This is a genomic window from Paeniglutamicibacter sp. GQ140, assembly GCF_059759235.1.
On sequence record NZ_JCAXDW010000002.1, the window covers coordinates 35,710 to 58,044 of the forward strand.

Sequence of the window (22,335 nt, forward strand, 5' to 3'; positions counted from 1 at the left end):
GCGTCCCGGCATTGCGCGCGAGAGATGAATCCGTCCCTCGCGCCGCGCCGTGGATCGCCCCGCGCCTTCCGGCCGGCGGCTGCACCAACGGCTCGTTCCCGGCGGCAAGCCGAGTCCGGAACGCGCCACAGGCTCCTTCAGGGGTGTAGGAATATGACTTGGGGGATCCTGCACCCCTGAAGGCTCTCTCGCGCGCGGGCGCACGCGAGCGCGGCGCCCGCGCGAACCGGGCACCGAACGTACTCCCCTGGGTGCATCCGCCGCCGCCCCGGGGCCACTAGAGTTGTTCGCAGGAGCAATAGCGAACAAAACGAACTTTCTAGGACGGCAGATGCACCGGCTGGCAGCACTATCCCTGGGCAACCGCGCCCTCATCGCACTGGTGACCGTCTTTGTGGCGGTCTTCGGCGTGGTCACCATGGGGCAACTCAAGCAGGAGCTCATCCCCGCGCTGGAATTCCCGCGGATCTCGGTCGTGGCCTCCCAGCCCGGTGCCTCCCCGGAGGTCATCGACAAGCAGGTGGCCCAGCCCCTGGAGGGGGCGTTGCAGGCGGTCGAGGGCCTGGAATCCTCCTCCTCCACCTCGCAGACCGGCTTCACCACGATCTCGCTGTCCTTCGCCTACGGCACCGACCTGGACCGAGCGCGCGCCCAGGTGGACAAGGCCATCTCCAATGCCCGCTCCACGCTGCCCGATGACGTCGAGCCCTCCGCCTTCGCCGGCTCCATCTCCGACTTCCCCATCGTCTACCTGGCCGTCTCCGGCGGCCAGGACCTCAACGAGTTGCGCGCCGACGTCGAGCGCCTGGTGCTGCCGCGGCTCTCCAAGGTCGAGGGCGTACGCACCGCGGAGGTCTCCGGCGGCACCTCCCAGCACATTGCCGTGCTACCCGACGCCGCCAGGCTCGCCGCCGAACGGCTGAACGCCAACGACCTGAAAAAGGCCGTCGAGGAGGGCTCCGGGCTGATGCCGGTGGGCCGCCTGGACACCGGGGGCCTTGACCTGCCGGTCACCTCCGGTTCCTCCATCGACTCCCTGGACGCGGTCAAGTCGCTGCCGGTGCGCGGCGCCACCGGGGTGCACGAACTCGCCGAGCTGGCCGAGGTGAAGGTGGCCGCGGACACCGCCACCTCCATCACGCGCACCAACGGGATTCAGACCCTCGCCGTGTCGGTGACCAAGAAGCCGGCCGGGGACACCGTGGGCATTTCCCACGCCGTCGCCGCGCTGCTGCCCGAGCTCGCCGCGCAGCTGGGGCCCGATGCGAAGTTCACCACGGTCTTCGACCAGGCCCCCTTCATAGAACAATCCATCCACGACCTCACCGTCGAGGGCCTGCTGGGCCTGGGCTTCGCCGTGGCGGTCATCCTCGTCTTCCTGCTCTCGGTGCGCTCCACCCTGGTCACCGCGATCTCCATCCCGCTGTCCCTGCTGGTCACCTTCATCGGGCTGCGCACCGGAGGGTACTCGCTGAACATGCTGACCCTGGGCGCGCTGACCATCTCCATCGGCCGCGTGGTGGACGACTCGATCGTGGTCATCGAGAACATCAAGCGGCACCTGTCCTACGGCGAGGAAAAGTCCCGCGCCATCCTCACCGCGGTGCGCGAGGTCGCCACCGCCGTCACCGCGGCCACGCTGACCACCGTGGCGGTGTTCCTGCCCGTGGCCCTGGTCGGCGGCATGGCCGGCGAGCTCTTCCGCCCCTTCGCGCTGACCGTGACCATTGCCCTGCTGGCCTCGCTGCTGGTCTCGCTGACCATCGTCCCGGTGCTGGCCTACTGGTTCCTGGGGCACACCCGGCCCGGGACCGCGGACCTTGCCGCCGCGCGCGCCGCGGCCGAGCGGAAGGAGGCCTCCTCCTGGCTGCAGCGCGGCTACTCCCCGGTGCTGCGCAAGACCCAGAAGCACCCGGTCATCACCCTGGTGGCCGCGGTGGCGCTGCTGGGGCTCACCGTCATCATGGTCCCGCTGGTGCCCACCAACCTGCTCGGAGGCACCGGGCAAAACACCTTCTCGGTGACGCAGAAGCTTCCGGCCGGTTCCTCGCTGGACACCACGCTGCAGGCGGCCGAACCGGTGGAACAGGCATTGCGCGCGGTGGACGGCGTCGTGGATGTCCAGCTGACCGCAGGATCCCCCTCCGGCGGATTCGCGGCGTTCGCCGGCGGGGGAACCGACTCGGCGTCCTTCACCGTGATGACCGACGCCGAGGCGGACCAGGAGGCCATCCAGGCCGCGGCCCGCGCCGCGGTCGATCCGGTGGCCGGCGACTCGGAGATCTCCATTTCCGCCGCCGAGGGCGGCAGAGGCGGTTCCTCGGACGTGACAGTGCGCATCGGCGCACCCACCCCGGGGCTGCTCGCCGAGGCAACCGACGCCACCGTGGGGGCCATGGCCGGCATCGAAGGGGCCACCCAGGTGGGCGACAACCTCTCCGAGTCGCGCCCGCAGGTCTCCATCGACGTGGACCGCACCAAGGCCGCGGCGGCAGGGCTTTCCGAGGCGCAGATCGGCGCGCTGGCCGCCGGCACGCTCTCTCCGCTTCCCGCCGGCACCGTGCGCCTGGGCTACACCGACTACCCGGTGCAGATCGGGGAGGGAACCGAGCTCACCGACCTGGACCAGCTGCGCAACCTGGTGCTGCCGGCCTCCGGCGGCACCGTGAAGCTGGGCGACGTGGCAACCATCCAGCGCAGCGAATCCCCCGCCACCCTCACCTCCTCGAACGGCGAGCGGATCGCCACGGTCTCCATCACCCCGGGCGAGAACGACCTGGGCGCCGTCTCCGCGGAGGTCTCCAGGCGCCTGGACACGCTCGCCCTGCCCGCGGGGGCCACCGCCGAGCTCGGCGGGGCGGCCACCGAGCAGGCCGAGTCCTTCTCCCAGCTCTACCTGGCGCTGCTGGCGGCGATCGCCATCGTCTACGTGGTGATGGTCGCGACCTTCAAGTCGCTCATCCAGCCGCTGATCCTGCTGGTCTCCATCCCGTTCGCCGCCACCGGGGCCATCGGGCTGCTGCTGCTCACGGGAGTTCCGCTGGGCCTGCCCTCGCTGATCGGCATGCTGATGCTGGTGGGCATCGTGGTCACCAACGCGATCGTGCTCATCGACCTGATCAACCAGTACCGCACCCCGCGCGGCGGGCTCCCGGCGATGGACCTGGCAGACGCGATCCACCACGGGGCCAGGCAGCGCCTGCGCCCGATCCTGATGACGGCCCTGGCCACGATCTTCGCGCTGGTGCCGATGGCCCTGGGGCTGACCGGCGGCGGCGGGTTCATTTCCCGGCCGCTGGCAGTGGTAGTCATCGGCGGGCTGGTGTCCTCCACCGCGCTGACCCTGGTCCTGGTGCCGGTGCTCTACCACCTGGTGGAGGGCGCCAAGGAGCGGGCCGCGGCGCGCCGGGCCGAGAGGGACTCCCGGCCCCTGTCGCACACCGGGACCCCGACGGTGGCCAAGGCCAAGGAGCCCACGCGCGAGCTGATCGCCGCCATGGCGGCGGCCGGGCGGACGCCGCCGGCAGGCACCGCGGGCAACGGGGCTGTCCCTCCGCCGGTCAGTGCCGCAGGCGCCGTGTCCCCCGGCACGCTGATCAACCCGGCCACCGGCATGATCCCGCTGACCCGCAAGGAGCGCAAGGAAGTCGAGAGCGAGCTGAAGAACAAGCCCCAGGGATCCTGACCGGGCGCGGGGCACCGGCCATGGGCAGCCGACTTCCATCCTCCAGCCTCTGGCCACTTGGGGCTCCCGCACGTACGCTCAAGACATGGAAAAGCAACAGACACACACGGACGTTGAGACCCTTGAATCCAACCAGTGCCTGGAACTTCTGCGGGCGGTGTCGCTGGGACATCTGGCGGTGAGCCGGGGCGACATGCCACAGATCTTCCCGATCAACTTCACCGTCGACCACGGCACCATCGTGTTCCGCACCGGACCCGGGACCAAGCTGGAAACCCTGCGCAAGCAGCCCCACGTTGCCTTCCAGGCCGACGGCGTGAACCCGGAGACCGGCGTCGCCTGGTCGGTTATGGTCCAGGGCAACGCCGAGCTCTTCGGCGGCATCGAGGAAACCCTGGACTCCTTCAACCTGATGCTCTTCCCCTGGGAGTCGGGACCCAAGGACCAGTTCGTGCGCATCGTCCCCACCTCGATGACGGGGCGGCGCTTCAAGGTCGCGGACCCGCTGACCTGGTGGAAGCACATGCGCCACGGGTAGCCTGGACACCGGCCGGGCGGGCGGGAAACGTCCACGGAATTCCCGGCGCCGGACGATGGACAAGCCCGCCCAAAAGAGTATCGTCGAAGGCGTCGGGACCCCCGGGACATCATTGTGGCCCTACCGGCCTATTCCGCGCTCCAAGGAATCCGGGAGCAAGGCGTTCGCGCCGGCAACCCACGGACCTTGATGCGGTGCGGGTCCCGACGCCCGCGCCCGCCCCCGGGCAGGTTGTCCACAACACCGCGCACCCCCGGCCGCGGCGTCCGGCGCAACGCACATACTGGACGCATGCAGACGGACGCCCTCATCACCGCCCTCGCCGGCCACGGCGACTCCCCGGGGTGCTCACCCACCCCGGACGATGAGCAGCGCGCCCTGTTCGAAATCTTCCGGCAGGCCGATGCGCTCGTCTCCCGGATCGCGGCCCGCACCAATTCCCCCACGCGCGCCCTGCTCGCGGCCATGACCGTCGAACACGCCCAACACGCGCTGCAGGTCGCCCAGCTCAAGCTCGCGCGGCTGTCCCGGCAGTGCCTGGTGCACGAGCTTCCCGCCGAGACCCTCACCGCGGTGCGCGCCGTGGCACAGGATCCCGCCGCCTTCGTCGCCGGCGAGGCCCGGCTGCCCGATGACCCCCGCACGGTCCCCACCGGACGGCTGCAATTCAAGACACCGGCGGACTGCCTGGCAGCCATGGTCGGGATCGACTACTTCGAGGCCCGCAACCGCATGCAGGCCGCCGACGACCTGCTGCCGGGCCTCGACGAGCACGGCTTCACCCGCGGCCCGCGCTATCCGCAGCTGGCCCGGCAGCTGGCCGCCGGCCAGAGCGCGCTGGCCCCCATGGCCGCCGCGGCGCGCAAGCTCGAGAAGCTGCGCCCGGGCATGGAGGCGCGTCCCGACGCCGCCCGGTTCGCCGAGGAAGCCGAGTCCCGTGTCGCCGAGTCCGTCGCGGCGGGCATTCCGAAGGACACCACCAGGCTCTTCAACCGGATCTCCGACGCGCTCGACGATGCATCCGACTGCCCCACGCCCCGGGAAATCCGGAACAAGACCGGCATCGTCGTCACCAAGGTCACCCGCCACTTCACCTATTTCACCGCCTGCATGCTCAACATCGACGCGGAGGTCTTTCTGTCGCACTTCGCAGAGTCCGACAATGCGCGCACCCTCGCCGGCAACCGCCAGGCGATGGCGGCCGCCGCCACTGTCCCGGGCCGCGAGGCAGCGCGCACCGGCCCCGACGCCGGCGTCGATGCCGACACCGCCGGCGGCCCGGAAGCCGAGCGGGATCCGCAGTCCACCCCGGAGCCCGCGCTGTTTCCCGCACCTGCCGACGGGCCCGACTGGTTCGATCATCCACCCGGCGCGGAAACCCTGAACGATCCACCCCCGCAGGGAGGTCCGGACCCGGAAAGCGGCGCAGGCTCCGAGGGTCCCACCCCCGCCCAACGCCATCTGCAGACACTGCTGAACCTGATGCGAGCCCAGCACCCCACACCCAAGGGCGCCACCGGTCTCCCCACGTCGAAACTCGTCGTCCACATCAATCTCGAAACCCTCCTCGGGATCGCCCGCGGTGCAGGTTGGACTGCCCACGGGCTGGAAATATCCGTCACCGAGTTGCGCAAGCGGCTGGCCGAGTTCGGCGTCATCCCGGTCGTGTTCGGCGGAGACGGACAGATCCTGGACTACGGCCGCGAACGCCGCTAGCCGCCCGAATCGATGAAGCTCGCGCTTTCCGCACGCGACGGCGGCTGCATCAAGCCCGGCTGCGCCGTTCCTCCCGAACATGTCGAATTCCACCACATCGAACCCTGGTCCGAGGGCGGGACCACCAGCGTGTGGAACCTCGGGATGTTCTGCACCGCCGATCACCGCGCCGCTGACAAAGGAGACCTGGGGGTTGTCATGAAGAACGGCGTCCCCTGGGTGCTGTTGCCGAAATTCGAGGACCCGGCGCAGATCCCGCGCCGAAACACGCATTGGCCGGGCCAGCAGCCGCCGCTCTTCTGAGCCCGGCCGCAATACCGCCGGCCCGTTTGGCCCCGGGCGCCTAGGCCCTGTTCCCGACGTCCTCCAGGGCGGCGCGCGGCACGGCAAACAACGCCAGCGCGCACACGATCGCTGTTCCCCCGCAGATCGACCAGACGATCAGATAGCCGGCCAGCGGCGCAGCAAAGTTCTCTCCGGCGCCGCCCGATACCGCACCGGCCACCTGCCCAATGAGCGCCAGCCCGAAGATCGCCGAGGCAAAGGAACCTCCGATGGTCTTCACCGCGTTGGTCAGTCCGGTCGCCATGCCGGTCCTGTTGAAGGGGGCGGCCGCCGCTGCCGCCGCCGGAAGTGCCGCGATCAGGGCACCGGAGCCGACGCCGGCGATCATCATGTTCACCAGCACCTGCGCCAGGCTCGCGTGCAGCGGCAGGAACAACAGATATCCGACACCCACCAGGACGCTCGCGGCAATCAGCGTCATGCGGCTCCCCACCCAGCGGGCGGCGACCGGGAACAGCAACGCGCCAATGAGCAGCGCCAACACGTAGGCCCCGATGATCACCGAGACGCCGGAGGCGCTGAGTCCGAGCCCGTAGCCGTTGACGGCCGGGTCGGTGCGGGCAAAGGTGCTCATGGGGATCTGGGCACCCAGGACCGAAAGACCAAAGAGCCCGGCGGTCAGCTGCACCGGCCACATGGAGCGGGCGAAGAGGACCTTGAAGTCGATCAGCGGATCGGCCTGCTTGTTTTCGTGGCGGTAAAACACATACAACACGCCCAGGCCAAGCGCCAGGGATCCCCACGCCAACGGGCTGCCCGGGCCGTTGATGCGCAGGAAGCTCAGCCCGCTGGTGAGTAGCAGCAGGCCGACGGCCAGGTACCCGAATCCCCCGCCGTCGATCCTGGCCCCGTTGCGCTGCCCGTCATCGGGCACGCCGAGGGCCACCGCAGCGATGCAGAGCGTGGTGGCGATGGCCGGGATCGTCATGGTCAGTGGCACGTTGCCGCCGAAGACCCCGATCAGCGCGCCGCCGGCCAACGCACCGGCAATCACGCCGATCTGGAGCGCCCCGACGAGGAGGCCTGCCGCGCGCCGGGTCATGGGACCGGGGACACCCAGTTTCCGGGCGCGGGAAAAGACGATCGCGATTTCCAGCGGCAGCCACACCGCATAGAAGCCCTGCAGCGCCCAGGCAACCAGGAACGTGGTGAAGGAGCCCGAAAACACGACCGCCCACGAAGCCAAGGCGGTGACCACCGCCGAGAGCAAGAGCATCTTCTTGTGACCGAAGATGTCCCCGAGGGAGGCAAGCAGCGGCACTGCAAGCGCGGAGACCATCAGCTGGGCGGCCTCGAACCAATTCACGTCCGCGTCGTGGATGCCCAGGTGCCGGGCAATGTCGGTCATCAGCGGCGTGTAATAGCCCTGCAGGATGCCGCTGGTCAGCTCCACGATCGCCAGGAATCCGACGATCCCGGCCACCGAACTCCAACGCACCGGGTCCTGCCTTGCCGGGTCCTGGTCGGTCGATAACGGGGTGTCCATGACCGGAGCCTACAGCGAAGCAGTCCGGCGAGTGAGGAAGCCCACATGAACCCCGGGGAATTATTTGGTGGCCATTGTCGCTATTCCATGCAAACGCATATAAATCTGGCATAATGTTAACCAGAGCGAAGTCCACCATCCCATCAGGAGGAAATCATGCAGTTCGGCATCTTCTCAGTCAGCGACATCACCCGCGACCCCACCACCGGCAAGACTCCTAGCGAGCAGCAGCGCATCAAGGACATCGTTGCCATCGCCAAGAAGACCGAAGAGGTCGGCATGGATGTTGTCGCCCTCGGCGAGCACCACAACCGCCCGTTCTTCTCCTCCTCCCCCACCACGACGCTGGCCTACATCGCGGCGCAGACAGAGAAGATCATCCTCTCCACCGCCACCACGTTGATCACCACCAACGACCCGGTGAAGATCGCCGAGGACTTCGCGATGCTGCAGCACCTGGCCGACGGCCGCGTGGACCTGGTGCTCGGGCGCGGCAACACCGCCCCGGTCTACCCGTGGTTCGGCAAGAACATGCAGGACTCGGTGAACCTGACCATCGAGAACTACAACCTGCTGCGCCGCCTCTGGGACGAGGACACCGTGAACTGGGAAGGGAAGTTCCGCACCCCGCTGCAGAACTTCACCTCAACCCCGCGCCCGCTCGATGACGTGGCACCGTTTGTCTGGCACGGATCGATCCGCACCCCGCAGGTCGCCGAGATCGCCGCATACTACGGCGACGGATTCTTCGCCAACAACATCTTCTGGCCCAAGGAACACTACATCCAGCTGATCAACCTTTACCGCGAGCGCTACGAGCACTACGGCCACGGCCGCGCCGACCAGGCCATGGTGGGACTCGGCGGACAGTTCTTCATCCGCAAGAACTCGCAGGATGCGAAGAACGAATTCCGCCCGTACTTCAACAACGCCCCGGTCTACGGCCACGGGCCGTCGATGGAGGACTTCACCGACCAGACCCCGCTCACCGTGGGATCGCCGCAGGAAATGATCGAAAAGACCCTCACCTTCCAGGAGGCATTCGGCAACTACCACCGCCAGCTCTTCCTGGTCGACCACGCGGGCCTGCCGGTCAAGACCGTCCTGGAGCAGCTCGACCTCTTCGGCGAAGAGGTGCTGCCGACGCTGCGCAAGGAGCTGGCCAGCCGCAAGCCGGCCGACCACCCCGAGGCACCGACCCACGCCAACCGCGTGGCCGCCCGTGACGCCAAGCTGGCAGCAGGGCGCGACAATGCCTAGTCCAGCCTCGCTGCGGGCCTCGACAGCCGCCTGGGAGGCCTTGTTCCGGGCACAGGTCACGGTGATGCGCGAGATCCAGAAGCTACCGGAGTTCAAGGAGCTCAGCACCCGCGAATACGACGTGTTGTTCAACCTGTCCAGGTGTCCGGCCGGCAGCAGCCGCCTCTCCGACTTGAATCAGCACCTGCTGATTTCCCAGCCGAGCCTCAGCCGCATGGCCGACCGGCTGGAAGCGAAGGGCCTGCTCTCGCGCCTGCCGGATCCCACCGACCAACGCGCCGTCCTCATCACCCTGACTGAGGAAGGGGCCAGGCTGCAAAAGGCCATGGGCCGCGAACACGTCAAGGGCATTCACGAACTCATCGGCACCGCGCTCTCCGCCGAGGAATTTGCGACGCTGCAGGAACTGGCCAACAAACTGCGCCTGCACGTCGAAGCACCGTAATCGCCGGGTCCTCCCCCGGACGCAAAAGGCTCCGGTTGCCAGCGAAGTTATATTCCCGCTGGCAACCGGAGCCTTTTGCGTGCCATGGTGCGCCCGGCGGAGCCTCGCTAGACCCCGAACGGCTCCGCGTAGCGGAAATTGCCCTTGGGCAGCGGCATCGTGGAGAGGTTCAGCACCAGGAAGTAATCGCCCCAGGACGGATCCGACGGAATGATGCCGCTGGGAATGGCCGGGGCGTAGCCAAAGCGACGATAGTAGTCGGGCTCTCCGAGCAACACGATGGCGCGTTCTCCGTGCTCGACGGCGCGATCCCGGATCTCGGTCAGGAGCGCGGTTCCAACCCCCTGGCTCTGGTGGGCCGGCTCCACCGACAGCGGTCCAAGCCCGAGCAGTGGAATGTCCCCATCGAGCCACCCGCGCGTGGCGATCGCATGGCCCACCAGCCGGCCGTTGACCTCCGCCACCACGGAATATTCCGGAAGGTAGCCCTCGCAGGTATACAGCTCGGTCAGCAGTGTCGCTTCCCCGGGTTCCCGGGCGGCGTCCGGGTCTGCGAATGCGCGGACGGTAAGGTCGCGAATGCCCTGCCGGTCTGCTGGTTTCTCACTTCGAAGCCTCATGTTCCCAGCCTATGGCCACACGTGCCCAAAAACGCCCCGGACGCACTCAAGGACCCGGTCGACGACCGGGCCCTTGAGTCTTGTTCGACTAGTGCGAGCCAATGGGATGATGCTCGTGGTAGACGCGCATCGCCGGCTGGATCGCCATTGCCGAGGCAACCAAGGCAACGACACCCGGAATCCAGGTGTGCCATGCTACGGCAGGCATGCCCTCGGCAAAGCTGCCCATCCACGGCGAGGCAACAACCAGCGCTGCCACGACCAGCTGAACCCATTCGGCCGCCGGCATGCCCGGTGCTGCCAGGTTGATCACGCCGATGACAACCAGGGCGATACCACCGGTAAGCATGTAAGCGTCCGAGGATCCCACATCCGTTGTCCAGGTCATGGCCAAGACCGTGTAAAGGCCAGCGGCCACGGCGACCCAATTTTGCCATGCAGTCCATCGCTTCATGGTCCAGATCTCCTTTGTCTTACGTCAATCCCCCGATCCACGGAATCCCCGGAATCGCGAAGGTTGCCCATGCGGGCACCGACGGTTCAACGGGCCCCAAAACACAGGCCGCGTTGCCCCTTCGGCTGTAATTTCATACTGCCCGCGGATTCCGGCCTCGGGTAGGGTCCAAAGTCACGGTCCGGAGCCCGGCCCGCCTCGGATGAAGAACGACCCGCGCACGTTGCGCGGGCATTTCGGGAGTGGGAACGCAAATCCCTATTGCGGCTTGCGGCCAAACAGTGTTCGATGGACGCCATGAGCGAACCAGTCAAGGGACCCAAGTCGTATTTCCCGTCGATCGAAGCCACCTACGGCCAGCCCGTCGAGCACTGGATGGATCTCCTGGCCGAGGTTTCCGGCCAAAAGCACCTCGAACAGGTCAACTGGCTCAAGACCGAACACGGGATCGGCCACGGCCACGCCAACGCGCTGGTTCACGTGTTCCGCAACGAACACGCCCACTAGCCCGGCCGACCCTCCGGCACCCCGCCACCCCCGGTCGCTTCGGCTGGCCTCAGATTCAATCCCCGTGGAGCGCACCTGTGCGGCCCGGATCCGCAACGCACACCAGATGGAGTTCGACGAGATGACCCCTGCGTACAAACGACCCGCAGCCTTTGGCGCAGCGGCATTCGTGTTCGCGATGCTCCTGGCTCCGATGTCCGCACCGCCGGCACTGGCAGTCCCATCCGGTGCCGCTTCCCACGTGTCCAGTGTCCTGCCGTCGTCCACATCGCCGGCCACTGTCCGGGGACCCGCGGCCAAGAAGCCGAAGCCGCCTCGCGACCCGGCAAAAGCCAATGTCCTGGTAAACAAGCAATATCCGCTGGTCCCCCGGAAGTTCGTCCCCCGGCTGGTTGCCGTTCCGGGCACCGGCATCCGCTTGCAGCCGCAGGCGGCCAAGGCCTACGGGAAGCTGGCCGCCGCCGCGCGCCGGGACGGCGTGAACATCAAGCTGACGTCGGGATACCGCTCCTACGCGGTGCAACAGGGGCTGGCCGACGAATATACCCGGGCCTACGGCTCCGCCTACGCCAAGCGCATCGTTGCCATGCCCGGAACCTCCGAACACCAGACCGGCCTCGCCATCGATGTCGGCAACCACAGCCGCGCATGCGCCCTGCGGGCGTGCTTCGCAAACACCAAGGTTGGTTCCTGGATGGCGAGGAATGCACCGAAACACGGATTCATCCTGCGCTACCCGAAGGGCATGGAGGAGATCACCGGATACAACCACGAACCGTGGCACTTCCGCTACGTCGGCCCCGCGCAGGCCAAGCACCTCTACCGCACCAAGGCCAGGACCCTCGAACACCACTATGGCGTGGCCTCGAGCCCCCGGGCCACAACCGCCAAGGGCACCAAGACAACCACCGCGAACCTCAACCTGCGCCGCAGCCCGTCGCTGGGCGGCGGCATCATCAAGACCGTCCCCCGGGGCGCCAAGGTCCGGCCGACGGGTAAGAAGTCGGGCACCTGGATCCAAACCCGACACGGAGGCAGCACCGGCTGGATGAGTTCACGTTACCTGCGCTGAAACGTGGCGGCCGGGGACCGATGACGGGCAAGGGGCCGCGGGAAACTAAACTGGTCCAATGACTGCAACACTCGTGGCCAAGGACCTTGCCGGTGGCCACGCCAACCGGACCCTATTCTCTTCCCTCAGCTTCACCGTCGCCCCCGGGGACGTCATCGGGGTGGTGGGTGCCAACGGGGCCGGCAAGTCCACACTGCTGCGACTGCTCGCCGGGGTGGACGCACCCCTGGCCGGCACCGTCTCCAGCGCCCCGGACGGCGCGTTCATCGGCTGGCTGCCGCAGGAACACGAGCGCACCGAGGGCGAAACCATCGAGGGCTACCTGGCTCGGCGCACCGGCTGTGCCGCGGCCACCGCCGCCATGGAATCCACCGCCGAGGCCCTGGGTTCCGGGGCCCCGGGGGCCGACGACGCCTATGCCACCGCGTTCGAGCACTGGATGGCCTCCGGAGCGGCGGACCTCGAGGACCGGGCACCGGCAACGCTCGCGGAGCTGGGCTTCACCCTGCCCACCGACACCCCGATGACGGCGCTCTCCGGCGGGCAAGTGGCGCGCGTTGCCCTGGCCGCGCTGCTGCTGAGCCGCTTCGACCTGGTGCTGCTTGACGAACCGACCAACGACCTGGACCTGGCGGGGCTCGAACGCCTCGAGTCCTTCGTCTCCTCGCTGCGCACCGGCGTCGTACTGGTCTCCCACGACCGCGAGTTCCTCGCCCGCTGCGTGACCCGCATCGTCGAGCTGGACCTGGCGCAGAACCAGGTGGCGGTGTACGACGGGGGCTACGACTCCTACCTGGAGGAGCGGGCCATCGCCCGCCGCCACGCGCGCGAGGCCTACGACGAGTTCGCCGACAAGAAGGCGGACCTGGTTTCCCGGGCCCGCACCCAGCGCGAATGGTCCTCCCAGGGCGTGCGCAACGCGATGAAGAAGAATCCCGACAACGACAAGCTGCGCCGCAAGGCCTCCAACGAGTCCTCGGAGAAGCAGGCACAGAAGGTGCGCCAGATGGAATCGCGCATCAAGCGCCTGGACGAGGTCGCCGAGCCGCGCAAGGAGTGGGTGCTGCAATTCGAGATTGCCGCCGCCCCGCGCTCCTCCACCGTGGTCTCCACGCTCAACGAGGCTTCCGTCACCCGCGGGGACTTCACCTTCGGCCCGCTTTCCGCGCAGGTCAACGCCGGGGACCGCATCGGGATCACCGGGCCCAACGGCGCCGGGAAGTCGACGCTGCTGAAGCTGCTGCTGGGGCACCTGGCCCCGGATTCCGGGTCGGCCTCGCTGGGTTCCTCGGTGGCCATCGGCGAAATCGACCAGGCGCGCAGCTACCTGGACGAGGACACCACCCTGGGCGAGGGCTTCGAGCTCGCGGTCCCGGAGATGTCCCCCGCCGAGGCCCGGACCCTGCTGGCCAAGTTCGGGCTCAAGGCCCACCAGAGCGCATCCCTGGTGCGGGATTTGTCCCCGGGCGAGCGGACGCGGGCAGGCCTGGCCCTGCTGCAGGGCCGCGGGGTGAACCTGCTGGTGCTGGACGAGCCCACCAACCACCTGGACCTGCCGGCCATCGAGCAGCTCGAGGAGGCGCTGGAGTCCTACGAGGGCGCGTTGCTGCTGGTCACCCACGACCGCCGCCTGCTGGAGAACGTGCGCCTGGATGCGCGCTGGCACGTCGAGGCGGGGAAGGTCCACGTCGGCATCAACTCCTGACAGCTGCCTGGCCGGCAGCGGGAATGGCCGATGCCGCTCCCGCCGGTCGGGAAACACGGGGCGCCCCCCGCGGGACCCATATCGCGAATTTCCCAACAGCCCGCGCAGGGTTTACCGGGCGGGTGCGCACCTGCACCGACGAATCATTGTGTAACAGCGGAGCCCGGAACATGATGGACTAGGCGCACCACGTGTGCGCCTACTCCCCTGTCGGTACGTCCAAGGTGGCCTCCATGAAGAAGTCGGTTCCCAAGCGCGCGTCATATTCCCCGGTGGTTTCCGGACAGGCCGTACCATCCGCGGGGGCCTGGATCACGCAATCGGGCAAGGCACCGTCCTATGAGGCGCCGACCTGTGACCGCTGCGCATCCGATGACTTCCTGGTCTACGAAAACGTCACCCTGCTGCTCGACAGCCAGCGAGTCCAGCCGCCCTGTTGGGACGTCGAGTTCTGGTGTGGCCGGTGCGAATCGTATGGCGGGACACTGACCACCCACGTGCCCGATGACCGCCAGGCGGTCAGGCTCGCCTCCGAGAACCCGCGCTACGTCAACTACCGGGTGGCGCCGCAGGAAGCCGCAATCGGCACGAAGGTCGCACGGGGTGACCGCCGGCGCCTGGCCGGTGCCGGGCAGCTGCCCATCGACGGCGGATCCGCTCCGGCCAACGACGGGAACCCCGTCTGGCCCCCGCACCGGGCCACGGACTCTCCCGAGTAGGACCAGCACAAGGTGCGCACCTTCGGCATCGAGGAAGAGTTCTTCCTCATCCATCCCGAAACCGCTCTGCCGGCCATTCCCTGGCGCCACGTCTACAACGCGCTGATGGCGGTTGCCGGCGGCGGCAGCCGCATGCACCCGGAGTTCATGGCCTGCCAGGTGGAGAGCAACACCCCCATCTGCACGCGGCGCGAAGAGGCCATCGAGGCGGTGTCCACCACCCGCCGGGAACTCTCGAAAGTGGCACGCGAGGCGGGCCTCTACCTCATCGGGCTGGGCTCCCCGCCGCAGATACCCCTGGGCCCGGGGGCCATCCATGCCTCCGAACGCTACCAAGCGATCAACGAGTTTTGCGGGGGCATCACCGCCGAGCACTACCTCAGCGGCGTGCATGTCCATGTGGGCATCGAGGACCTGCCCTCCGGCGTCGAGGCCCTGAACTCACTGCGGCCGTGGCTTCCGCTGCTCACCGCGCTGGGCGCCAACTCGCCGTTCTGGCGCGGTGCCGACAGCTCCTTCTCATCCTGGCGCAGCATCCAGTACCGGCGCTGGTCGATCCAGGGCATCCCGCCGTTTTTCACCGATGCGCAGGACTACCTGCGGCGGATGGAGTTCATGCTCGGCTCCGACGTCGTCCTGGACGCCGGACACATCTGCTGGGGCGCGCGGCTCTCCACCCGCTACCCCACCCTGGAGATCAGGGTGGCCGACGCCCAGGTGGGCACCTCCAACACCGTCCTGCTGGCACTGGTCATGCGCGCCCTGGTTTCCGCCGGGATCCACAGCCCCCGGCCCGTCCCCAACCCGCCGCCCGAGGCCGTGGACATGGCCCAGTGGCAGGCGGCCAAGTTCGGGATCCGCGGAAACCACTACGACCTTCTCACCGGCTCCAAGTGCAGCATGGACCGGAGCCTGGATGCGTTGCTGCGGTACATCGGCGCCGAGCTGGAGGCGACCGGGGACACCGAATACGTGGGAACCGGGCTGGCCAGGATCATGCGCGAGGGCAACGGGGCGGTGGCCCAGCGCCGCAGCTTCCGTGCCGGCGGCTTCGAGGCGGTGCTCGCAGAGGCCGACGCCCGGCTCCTGGACTGAAGGCTTTCCCGTGCGCCCCGGGGCAACCGGGCGCCGCCGGCTCCCACCGCACGGTGGCGCCGGCAGGACGCCCAGCCGCCCGCGGGCCGAAGATTCAGGCACGACTGGACAAGGCCTCGGCCACCCCCGGGATCTGCTCCCGGTAGGTGTCAAGCAGTGCCTTGGCCACGGTGATCGAGTCCACCAACGGGTGGGCGGCCAGGGCCCGCCAGGCCAGCGTCCGGCTGCCTTCCCTGGATGCGGCAATGGCCAGCCGCTCGACGGCCTTGACCTGCTGCAGCAACCCGAGCATCTCGCCGGCGACAGGAGCGATGCGCTTGGGCACGATGCCGGAGCCGCTCACCGTGCACGGCACCTCGATCACCGCGTCATCGGGCAACTGCGGAACGATTCCGCGATTGGCAACATTGAGGATCATGGTTGCGGGCTTGCCCCCGAGCAGGGCGGTCATCAGGTCCAGGGCGACCTGCTGGTATCCCCCGCCCTCGATGTCCGAGGCCTGGCGGCCGGTGCGCTCGGTTTCGGGACGGCTTTCGGCCATGTAGCTGGCCTCGCGATCGTGCTTCGTCCGGTGCCACAGTTCCAGCGCACTGTCGGGGTGTTGGCAGGCCTGTTCGTAGAAGCCCGACTGCTGGCGGTGCAGGAATTCGCCGCGGGTCTCCGCGGAGCCGCGCAGCCGCGCCGTGGCCTCGCGTTGGAAATAGTAGTAGTACAGGTACTCGTTGGGGATCGCGCCCAGTGCCCTGATCCAGTCGAAGCCCATGAGCCGGGCCTCCTCGATCTTCTCCAGCCCCGCGTCGTCCGCCAGGAGCCCGGGCAGCTTGTCCACCCCGTCCACCTCAAGGCTGCGCAACCAGCCCAGGTGGTTCAGGCCCACGTAGTCGAAGTCGACCTGCTCCGGGGTGGAACCAATGGCGTCCACCGCCCGGCGCATGAGTCCGATCGGGGTGTCGCAGATTCCCACGACCCTGTCCCCCAGCGACTCGCGCATGGCCTCGGTGACGATGCCCGCCGGATTGGTGAAATTGATGACCGTTGCCTCGGGGGCGTGCCTGGCCACGCGCTCGGCAAGGTCGCGGGCGTGGGGCAGGGTGCGCAGGGCGTAGGCCAGCCCGCCGGGACCCGTGGTTTCCTGGCCGAGCACGCCCAGCTCCAGGGCGATACGCTCGTCCTTGATCCGGCCCTCGGTACCCCCGATGCGCATGGCGGAGAAGATGAATGCGGCCCCGGTGACCGCCTCGTCCAGCCCGGCGGTGGTGGTGACCCGCGGGGGTCTGGGCAAGGACGGGGCCAGCTGGGCAAGGACGGCTTCAATGGCTGCCACCCGCTCCGGGTGGGTGTCGAAGAGACACAACTCGGTGATCCGCGCCCGGTCGTCCCCGCCCGAGAGCGCCTCGAAGATTTGCGGCACCCGGAATCCGCCGCCGCCGATGATGGTGAGCTTCATGCCTCTATCACTTCGCTTCCTGGGTTCCGGATGCTCCGGGGTTTCGGCCTCGGCGCCCGATGACGGGCCCGCCAGTGCCGCGGTCGCGCCGAGGGCCATGGGCCCAGAGTAACAGTGGCCAAGGGGCTTCGACGTGCACTTTCATGCGCTTGTACCGTCCCCGGGCGCATGCTACCGTCCAAACCAAGGCGGCTCCCAGCGGCCCTGCGCCGTCGGCCTGCCGGTGCGCGCCGACCCGACCCGCCCAGCCAGCGCCAAGGCGGGGCACATGAAGGGGAACACAGTGGTTGACGAAGCATCCGGCACCGACCTCGATCTCTTCCTCACCGGGTCGCTCTTTTTCGACATCATCTTCACCGGCCTGCCTACCGCCCCGCAACCCGGAACCGAGGTCTGGGCCGAGGGCATGGGCTCGGTCCCCGGTGGAATCGCCAACCTTGCCGTGGCCGCCGCCCGGCTGGGATTGGCCACCGGGCTCTCGGCCGGTTTCGGGGACGATGCCTACGGCGCCTGGTCCTGGTCGCTGCTCGAGCAGCAGGAGGGCATAGACCTGAGCCGTTCGCGGATCTTCCCCGAGTGGCACTCGGCGGTCACCGTGTCCCTGGCCCGTGACGGGGACCGGTCCATGGTCACCCATGGCCACCCGATGCCCATCAGCGCCAAGGAGCTCATCGGCACGCCGCCCACCTCCAAGGCCATGATTGCAGAGCTGGCCCTGCCCGGGGACGAAGCGCCGTGGTGGGTGTCCAGCTCCCCTGCCCAGGGCAAGGTCTTCGCCGCCGTTGGCTGGGACCCCACGGAGAAATGGGATCCGGCCATGCTCGGGGACCTGGGGCTCTGCCACGGATTTCTGCCCAACCACGTCGAGGCCATGGCGTACTCCCGCACCAACACCCCCGAGGCCGCGCTCGAGGCCCTGTCGACACGCACCCCGCTGGTGGTCATCACCCAGGGCGTGGACGGGGCCATCGCCATCGACTCCACCACCGGCGAACGGGCCCGGGTTCCCAGCCTGCCGGTGCCCGCCATCGACCCGACGGGTGCCGGCGACGTGTTTTCAGCCGGCATCGTGCTCGGCACCCTGGCCGGCTGGCCGCTGGAGCAGCGACTGCTCTTCTCCACGCTCTGTTCCGCACTGGCCGTGAAGCACTTCGGCGGTTCCCTGGCCTCGCCGGGCTGGGGCGACATCGCCGACTGGTGGGAGTCCAAGAAGCTGCGGGCCCGGGAGAACGCCGAGTGCCAGGACATCGCCAGGCGCTACGGTTTCCTGGACGAGGTCCTGTCGGAGCACAAGCCCAATGCGGTCCGCCGGGCAGAGGCCACGTTTGGGCTGTTGACCGAGGCCGAGGCCCACTACCGGCCCCACCGAAACCACCCCCTGCCCCCGGCCCGCTGACCCCGATCTCCCGCCATGCCGGCAGCCGTCGAAGCCTGCCGCAACATCCAGCACCCCCGCACCGTCTTGAAAGGACCCTCATGAAACCCCGAGGCACAACCCGCACCCTGGCCCTGGCCGCCGTCGCGGCACTGGCACTGGCGCTTTCGGCCTGCACGCCGGGCTCGGAGGCGCCAGCGCCTTCCGCCCCGGCCGCCGGGACCGCCGTCGAAAAGGACGTCACCAAGATGGGCGAGCAGACGCTCACCGTCTGGGACCAGGAGGTTCGCGGCGGACAGAACGAGCAGATGACCAAGCTCAATGCCGCCTTCGAGGCCAAGTACCCGAACGTGAAAATCAAGCGCAATTCCCAGTCCTTCGAGGACCTGGGCAAGACCCTGCGCCTGGCCCTTTCCGGCACCGACGCCCCCGACGTGGTCCAGGCCAACAATGGCCGCAACACCATGGGAGCGTTCGTGAAGGCCGGGCAGCTGCTGCCGCTCGATGACTGGGCGGCCGCCTACGGCTGGACCGAACGCTACCCGGCCTCCGTGTTGAAGTACTCGCAGTACTCCGCCGACGGGACCACCTTCGGCTCCGGCTCGGTCTACGGGCTCCCGCAGGTCGGCGAGGTGGTGGGCGTCTTCTACTCGAAGAAGAAACTCGAATCCCTGGGCCTGGAGGTCCCGGCCGACTGGGCCGGATTCGAGTCCGCCATCACCACCGCCAAGGACAAGGGCGAGACCCCGCTGCTGCTGGGCAACATCGAGAAGTGGCCCGCCGGGCACGTCTTCGGACCCCTGCAGGGCGCCAAGGTCGAGGCCGGGCAAATCGAGAAGCTTGGCTTCGGCAACGCCGGCGCCTCCTGGACCACCCCCGAGAACGAGGCCGCGGCCGCCGCCTTGGCCGACTGGAATGCCAAGGGCTACTTCAACCAGGGGGTCAACGGCACCGAATACGATGCCGCCTGGCAGAAGCTGGCCAAGGGCGAGGGGGTCTTCCTGATGGGCGGCTCCTGGATGGCAGCGGACCTGGCCGACGCCATGGGCGAGGACGTCGGGTTCTTCGCACCGGCTGCCCCCGCCGAAGCGGGCGCGCACACCACCGGCGGCACCGGGCTGCCGTTCACCGTGACGGCCAAGACCAAGAACCCTGACTTGGCCGCGGCCTACATCGACTTCATCACCAACGACGAGGCGATGGCCGTGCTGGCCGAGACCGGGAACCTCCCGGTGGTCAACACACAGAAGTACGCACCCGCCTCCGGCGTGCTCAAGGACGTATACACCGCGTTCGAGGCCGTCACCACCGACGGGGTGCTGCTGCCGTACCTGGACTACGCGACCCCGACCATGGGAGAGACCCTCGGCGATTCGCTGCAGGGCCTGCTGGACGGCCGGATCGACGCGAAGGCCTTCACCGAGGCCATGGAAGCTGACTATGCGGGCTTTACCCAGGGCAAGTAACACCGCCGCCGGCGGGCCGGGAAGGCACTCGGCCCGCCAGGGGCACCGCCTCACGCCCTATCTCTTCATCGCGCCGGCGCTTGCGATCTACGCCGCGTTCATGCTCTACCCGCTGGCCCGCGCGGTGCACCTGTCCCTCTTCGACTGGGACGGGCTGAGTCTTGCAACGTTCGTGGGGGCGGGGAACTACGCCGACATCCTCACCGACGCGCGGCTGCGCGCCGCGTTCGGCCATGCCGGCGCCTTCATCTTCTTCTACGCGGTGCTTCCCTGCTGCGTCGGGCTGGTGCTGGCCGCGGTGCTGACCCGGGCGAAGGTCCGCGGCCTGCCGCTCTTCCGGACCCTGGTGTTCCTGCCCCAGGTCATTGCCATGGTGGTGGTCGCCGTGGCCTTCAAGCAGATCTACGCCCCCGACGGGCTGCTGAACTCCGCGCTGCGCTCCGTCGGACTGGACGCGCTCACCCGCCCCTGGCTCGGGGACTACGCCTTCTCCCTGCCCGCGGTCGGGCTCATCGGCTCCTGGGTGTCCACCGGGCTGGTCACCGTGCTGCTGCTCGCGGGCATGGCCCGCATCCCGGCCGAGCTCTTCGAGGCCGCCCGGCTGGACGGCGCCGGGGCGATCCGCGAGTTCCTCGCCATCATCGTCCCCTCGGTGCGCGCCGAGCTCACCGTGGCCCTCACGCTGACCATCGTCGCCTCGCTGAAGACCTTCGACCTGATCTACATGACCACCTCCGGCGGGCCCGGCTCCTCCACCACGGTGCCCAGCTACGAGGTCTACCGGCGGGCGTTCGAGACCGGGCAGGTCGGCAGTGCCGCGGCCATCGGCGTCACCCTGACCGTCATCATCTTCCTGGTCACCCTGGCCGTTAACCGGATCTCGGAGCGCGGCGCATGAGGGTCTCGGCCACCGAGCGGACGCTGAACTACGCGATCCTCATCGGATTCTCCCTCATCGTGCTCACCCCGGTGGCCTCCATCCTGGCCGCCGCGTTCGGCCCGGCCAACGCCTCCGCAGCCCGCGAGGGTGCCTTCCACCCGTCGAACTTCGCCACCGCCTGGGTGGAGGGGAGATTCGGGCAGTACATGGGCACCTCGGTGCTGGTGGCCCTGGTCGTGGTGTCCCTGGCCGTGGTGCTCTCCATCCTTTCGGGCTACGCGTTCGGGACCATGAGGTTCCGCGGCGAGCAGGCACTGTTCTACCTTTTCCTGCTGGGCATCATGGTGCCCGCCGAGGCCATCATCGTGCCGCTGTTCTTCGACCTGCGCACCCTCGGGCTCACCGACACCATCTGGGCCGTGGCGCTGCCACAGGTCGCCCAGTCCGTCGCCTTCGGCACCTACTGGATGCGCGCCTACTTCAAGAGCGTGAGCCCCTCGATCATGGATGCCGCGCGCGTGGACGGCGCCTCGAAGGGCCGGATGCTCTTCTCCATCCTGGTGCCCATGGGCCGCCCGGCGATCACCACCATGGTGGTGCTGATGTTCATGTGGACCTGGAACGAGTTCCTGATCCCGCTGGTGATGTCCCCCTCCGGGGAGTTCCGCACCGCGCCGCTGGGCCTGGCCTTCTTCCAGGGCCAGTACACCCAGGGCACCGCGCTGCTGGCCGCCGCCGCGGTGATGGTCGCGCTGCCGGTGGTCCTGCTCTACTTCCTGATGCAGCGCCACTTCATCAAGGGCATGCTCGAGGGGGCCGTCAAGGAGTAGGCGCGTCCGCCGGGGCCGGGGCGGGAATCCGCCCGGACCCGAACCGGCCGGCCCTGTGGCTAGGGGCCCGGCAAGCGCACAATGGACCCATGAAGATCCTGTTGCGGACCCCGCGGCTTGTCCTGCGCCAATTCACCGCGGACGATGCCGGGCTGCTGGTCGACCTGGACTCCGATCCGCGGGTCATGCGCTACATCACCGACGGGGTGCCGACCCCGCGGGAGGAAGTCGTCGCCGACTACATTCCCGCCTACCTGGCGTATCACCGCAGGGGGCCGGACTTCGGCTTCTGGGTGGCGCAGCTGCGCGGCACCGGTGACTTCGCCGGGTGGTTCCACCTGCGCCCCGAGCCCGGGCACCCGGCGGACGAACCGGAGCTGGGCTACCGGCTGAAGCACGCGTACTGGGGCCTGGGGCTTGCCACCGAGGGGTCCCGCGCGCTGATCGACCATGCCTTCACGGTGGACTCCGTTGCCGTCACCCGGGTCGTCGCCAGCACCATGGCGGTGAACATCGCCTCGCGGCTGGTCATGGAGAAATGCGGGATGGACCTGGTCCGGCATTTTGTCGCCGACTGGCCGGTGCGCATCGCCGGGGACGAGTTCGGCGACGTCGAGTACGCGATCACCCGTGAATCCTGGCTGGCTTCCCGGCCCGAACCGCCGAACCCCGGCTAGGAACCGCGCCGCC

At 68.5% G+C, this 22,335-nt stretch carries 20 protein-coding genes; 16 read left to right on the top strand and 4 right to left on the bottom strand.

Translation table 11 applies throughout. The annotated features are described in order from the left end of the window. The first annotated feature begins 331 nt into the window (after positions 1–331). From AC6CHY_RS02880 to AC6CHY_RS02895, 4 genes are all read left to right on the top strand, one after another. On the top strand, positions 332–3,685 hold the full coding sequence (locus tag AC6CHY_RS02880) for an efflux RND transporter permease subunit (RefSeq protein ID WP_498225379.1): 3,354 nt from the start codon (positions 332–334) through the stop codon (positions 3,683–3,685). Positions 3,686–3,770: 85 nt separating this feature from the next. Then, the gene (locus AC6CHY_RS02885; protein WP_498225380.1) at positions 3,771–4,223 is read left to right on the top strand and encodes a pyridoxamine 5'-phosphate oxidase family protein; all 453 of its coding nucleotides are present in this window, start codon (positions 3,771–3,773) and stop codon (positions 4,221–4,223) included. Positions 4,224–4,514: 291 nt separating this feature from the next. Then, on the top strand, positions 4,515–5,939 hold the full coding sequence (locus AC6CHY_RS02890; protein WP_498225381.1) for a hypothetical protein: 1,425 nt from the start codon (positions 4,515–4,517) through the stop codon (positions 5,937–5,939). Positions 5,940–5,951: 12 nt separating this feature from the next. Then, a complete protein-coding gene (locus tag AC6CHY_RS02895) occupies positions 5,952–6,242 on the top strand; it encodes an HNH endonuclease signature motif containing protein (protein WP_498225382.1) in 291 nt (96 codons plus the stop codon). Positions 6,243–6,282: 40 nt separating this feature from the next. Here AC6CHY_RS02895 and AC6CHY_RS02900 read toward each other — a convergent pair whose 3' ends face one another. Next, complete coding sequence (locus AC6CHY_RS02900) at positions 6,283–7,770, bottom strand: MFS transporter (RefSeq protein ID WP_498225383.1); 1,488 nt, start codon at positions 7,768–7,770, stop codon at positions 6,283–6,285. A gap of 156 nt (positions 7,771–7,926) precedes the next feature. Between AC6CHY_RS02900 and AC6CHY_RS02905 the strand changes: the two genes are divergently transcribed. Both AC6CHY_RS02905 and AC6CHY_RS02910 read left to right on the top strand, forming a co-directional pair. Beyond that, a complete protein-coding gene (locus tag AC6CHY_RS02905; RefSeq protein ID WP_217389232.1) occupies positions 7,927–9,030 on the top strand; it encodes an LLM class flavin-dependent oxidoreductase in 1,104 nt (367 codons plus the stop codon). Next, positions 9,023–9,475, top strand: a complete 453-nt coding sequence (locus tag AC6CHY_RS02910) for a MarR family winged helix-turn-helix transcriptional regulator (RefSeq protein ID WP_217389231.1) — start codon at positions 9,023–9,025, stop codon at positions 9,473–9,475. Before AC6CHY_RS02905 ends, AC6CHY_RS02910 begins: the two co-directional genes overlap by 8 nt. 107 nt (positions 9,476–9,582) lie before the next feature. Here AC6CHY_RS02910 and AC6CHY_RS02915 read toward each other — a convergent pair whose 3' ends face one another. Next, positions 9,583–10,095, bottom strand: a complete 513-nt coding sequence (locus AC6CHY_RS02915) for a GNAT family N-acetyltransferase (protein WP_217389230.1) — start codon at positions 10,093–10,095, stop codon at positions 9,583–9,585. 88 nt (positions 10,096–10,183) lie between these two features. Beyond that, a complete protein-coding gene (locus AC6CHY_RS02920; protein ID WP_217389229.1) occupies positions 10,184–10,549 on the bottom strand; it encodes an SPW repeat domain-containing protein in 366 nt (121 codons plus the stop codon). Positions 10,550–10,846: 297 nt separating this feature from the next. On the opposite strand from AC6CHY_RS02920, the gene AC6CHY_RS02925 reads away from it, so the two are divergent. From AC6CHY_RS02925 to AC6CHY_RS02945, 5 genes are all read left to right on the top strand, one after another. Further along, positions 10,847–11,056, top strand: a complete 210-nt coding sequence (locus AC6CHY_RS02925) for a DUF4287 domain-containing protein (protein ID WP_418888837.1) — start codon at positions 10,847–10,849, stop codon at positions 11,054–11,056. A 64-nt stretch (positions 11,057–11,120) separates the two neighbouring features. Then, positions 11,121–12,128, top strand: coding sequence for a D-alanyl-D-alanine carboxypeptidase family protein (locus tag AC6CHY_RS02930; RefSeq protein ID WP_498225384.1), 1,008 nt, complete (start codon positions 11,121–11,123; stop codon positions 12,126–12,128). A gap of 58 nt (positions 12,129–12,186) precedes the next feature. After that, positions 12,187–13,833, top strand: a complete 1,647-nt coding sequence (gene abc-f, locus AC6CHY_RS02935; protein WP_217389226.1) for a ribosomal protection-like ABC-F family protein — start codon at positions 12,187–12,189, stop codon at positions 13,831–13,833. A 233-nt stretch (positions 13,834–14,066) separates the two neighbouring features. Beyond that, positions 14,067–14,552 carry a hypothetical protein gene (locus AC6CHY_RS02940; protein ID WP_217389225.1) on the top strand — a complete coding sequence of 162 codons (486 nt, stop codon included), beginning with the start codon at positions 14,067–14,069 and terminating at the stop codon, positions 14,550–14,552. Positions 14,553–14,564: 12 nt separating this feature from the next. Then, the gene (locus tag AC6CHY_RS02945) at positions 14,565–15,647 is read left to right on the top strand and encodes a carboxylate-amine ligase (RefSeq protein WP_498225385.1); all 1,083 of its coding nucleotides are present in this window, start codon (positions 14,565–14,567) and stop codon (positions 15,645–15,647) included. Between the two features lie 94 nt (positions 15,648–15,741). Here AC6CHY_RS02945 and AC6CHY_RS02950 read toward each other — a convergent pair whose 3' ends face one another. Beyond that, on the bottom strand, positions 15,742–17,094 hold the full coding sequence (locus AC6CHY_RS02950; protein ID WP_498225755.1) for a 6-phospho-beta-glucosidase: 1,353 nt from the start codon (positions 17,092–17,094) through the stop codon (positions 15,742–15,744). A 268-nt stretch (positions 17,095–17,362) separates the two neighbouring features. On the opposite strand from AC6CHY_RS02950, the gene AC6CHY_RS02955 reads away from it, so the two are divergent. The 5 genes from AC6CHY_RS02955 (at position 17,363) to AC6CHY_RS02975 (ending at position 22,322) form a co-directional block, all read left to right on the top strand. After that, positions 17,363–18,490, top strand: a complete 1,128-nt coding sequence (locus AC6CHY_RS02955) for a PfkB family carbohydrate kinase (RefSeq protein ID WP_498225386.1) — start codon at positions 17,363–17,365, stop codon at positions 18,488–18,490. Between the two features lie 80 nt (positions 18,491–18,570). Then, a complete protein-coding gene (locus tag AC6CHY_RS02960) occupies positions 18,571–19,935 on the top strand; it encodes an ABC transporter substrate-binding protein (RefSeq protein ID WP_217389222.1) in 1,365 nt (454 codons plus the stop codon). Beyond that, entirely contained in the window at positions 19,910–20,833 is a 924-nt protein-coding gene (locus AC6CHY_RS02965) for a carbohydrate ABC transporter permease (RefSeq protein ID WP_217389221.1), read from the top strand. The genes AC6CHY_RS02960 and AC6CHY_RS02965 overlap by 26 nt, the downstream gene beginning before the upstream one ends. Further along, positions 20,830–21,645 (top strand): carbohydrate ABC transporter permease, encoded by an 816-nt coding sequence (locus tag AC6CHY_RS02970; protein ID WP_217389220.1) that lies wholly within the window; start codon positions 20,830–20,832, stop codon positions 21,643–21,645. Before AC6CHY_RS02965 ends, AC6CHY_RS02970 begins: the two co-directional genes overlap by 4 nt. An 89-nt stretch (positions 21,646–21,734) precedes the next feature. After that, complete coding sequence (locus AC6CHY_RS02975; protein WP_498225387.1) at positions 21,735–22,322, top strand: GNAT family N-acetyltransferase; 588 nt, start codon at positions 21,735–21,737, stop codon at positions 22,320–22,322. Positions 22,323–22,335: the final 13 nt, after the last annotated feature.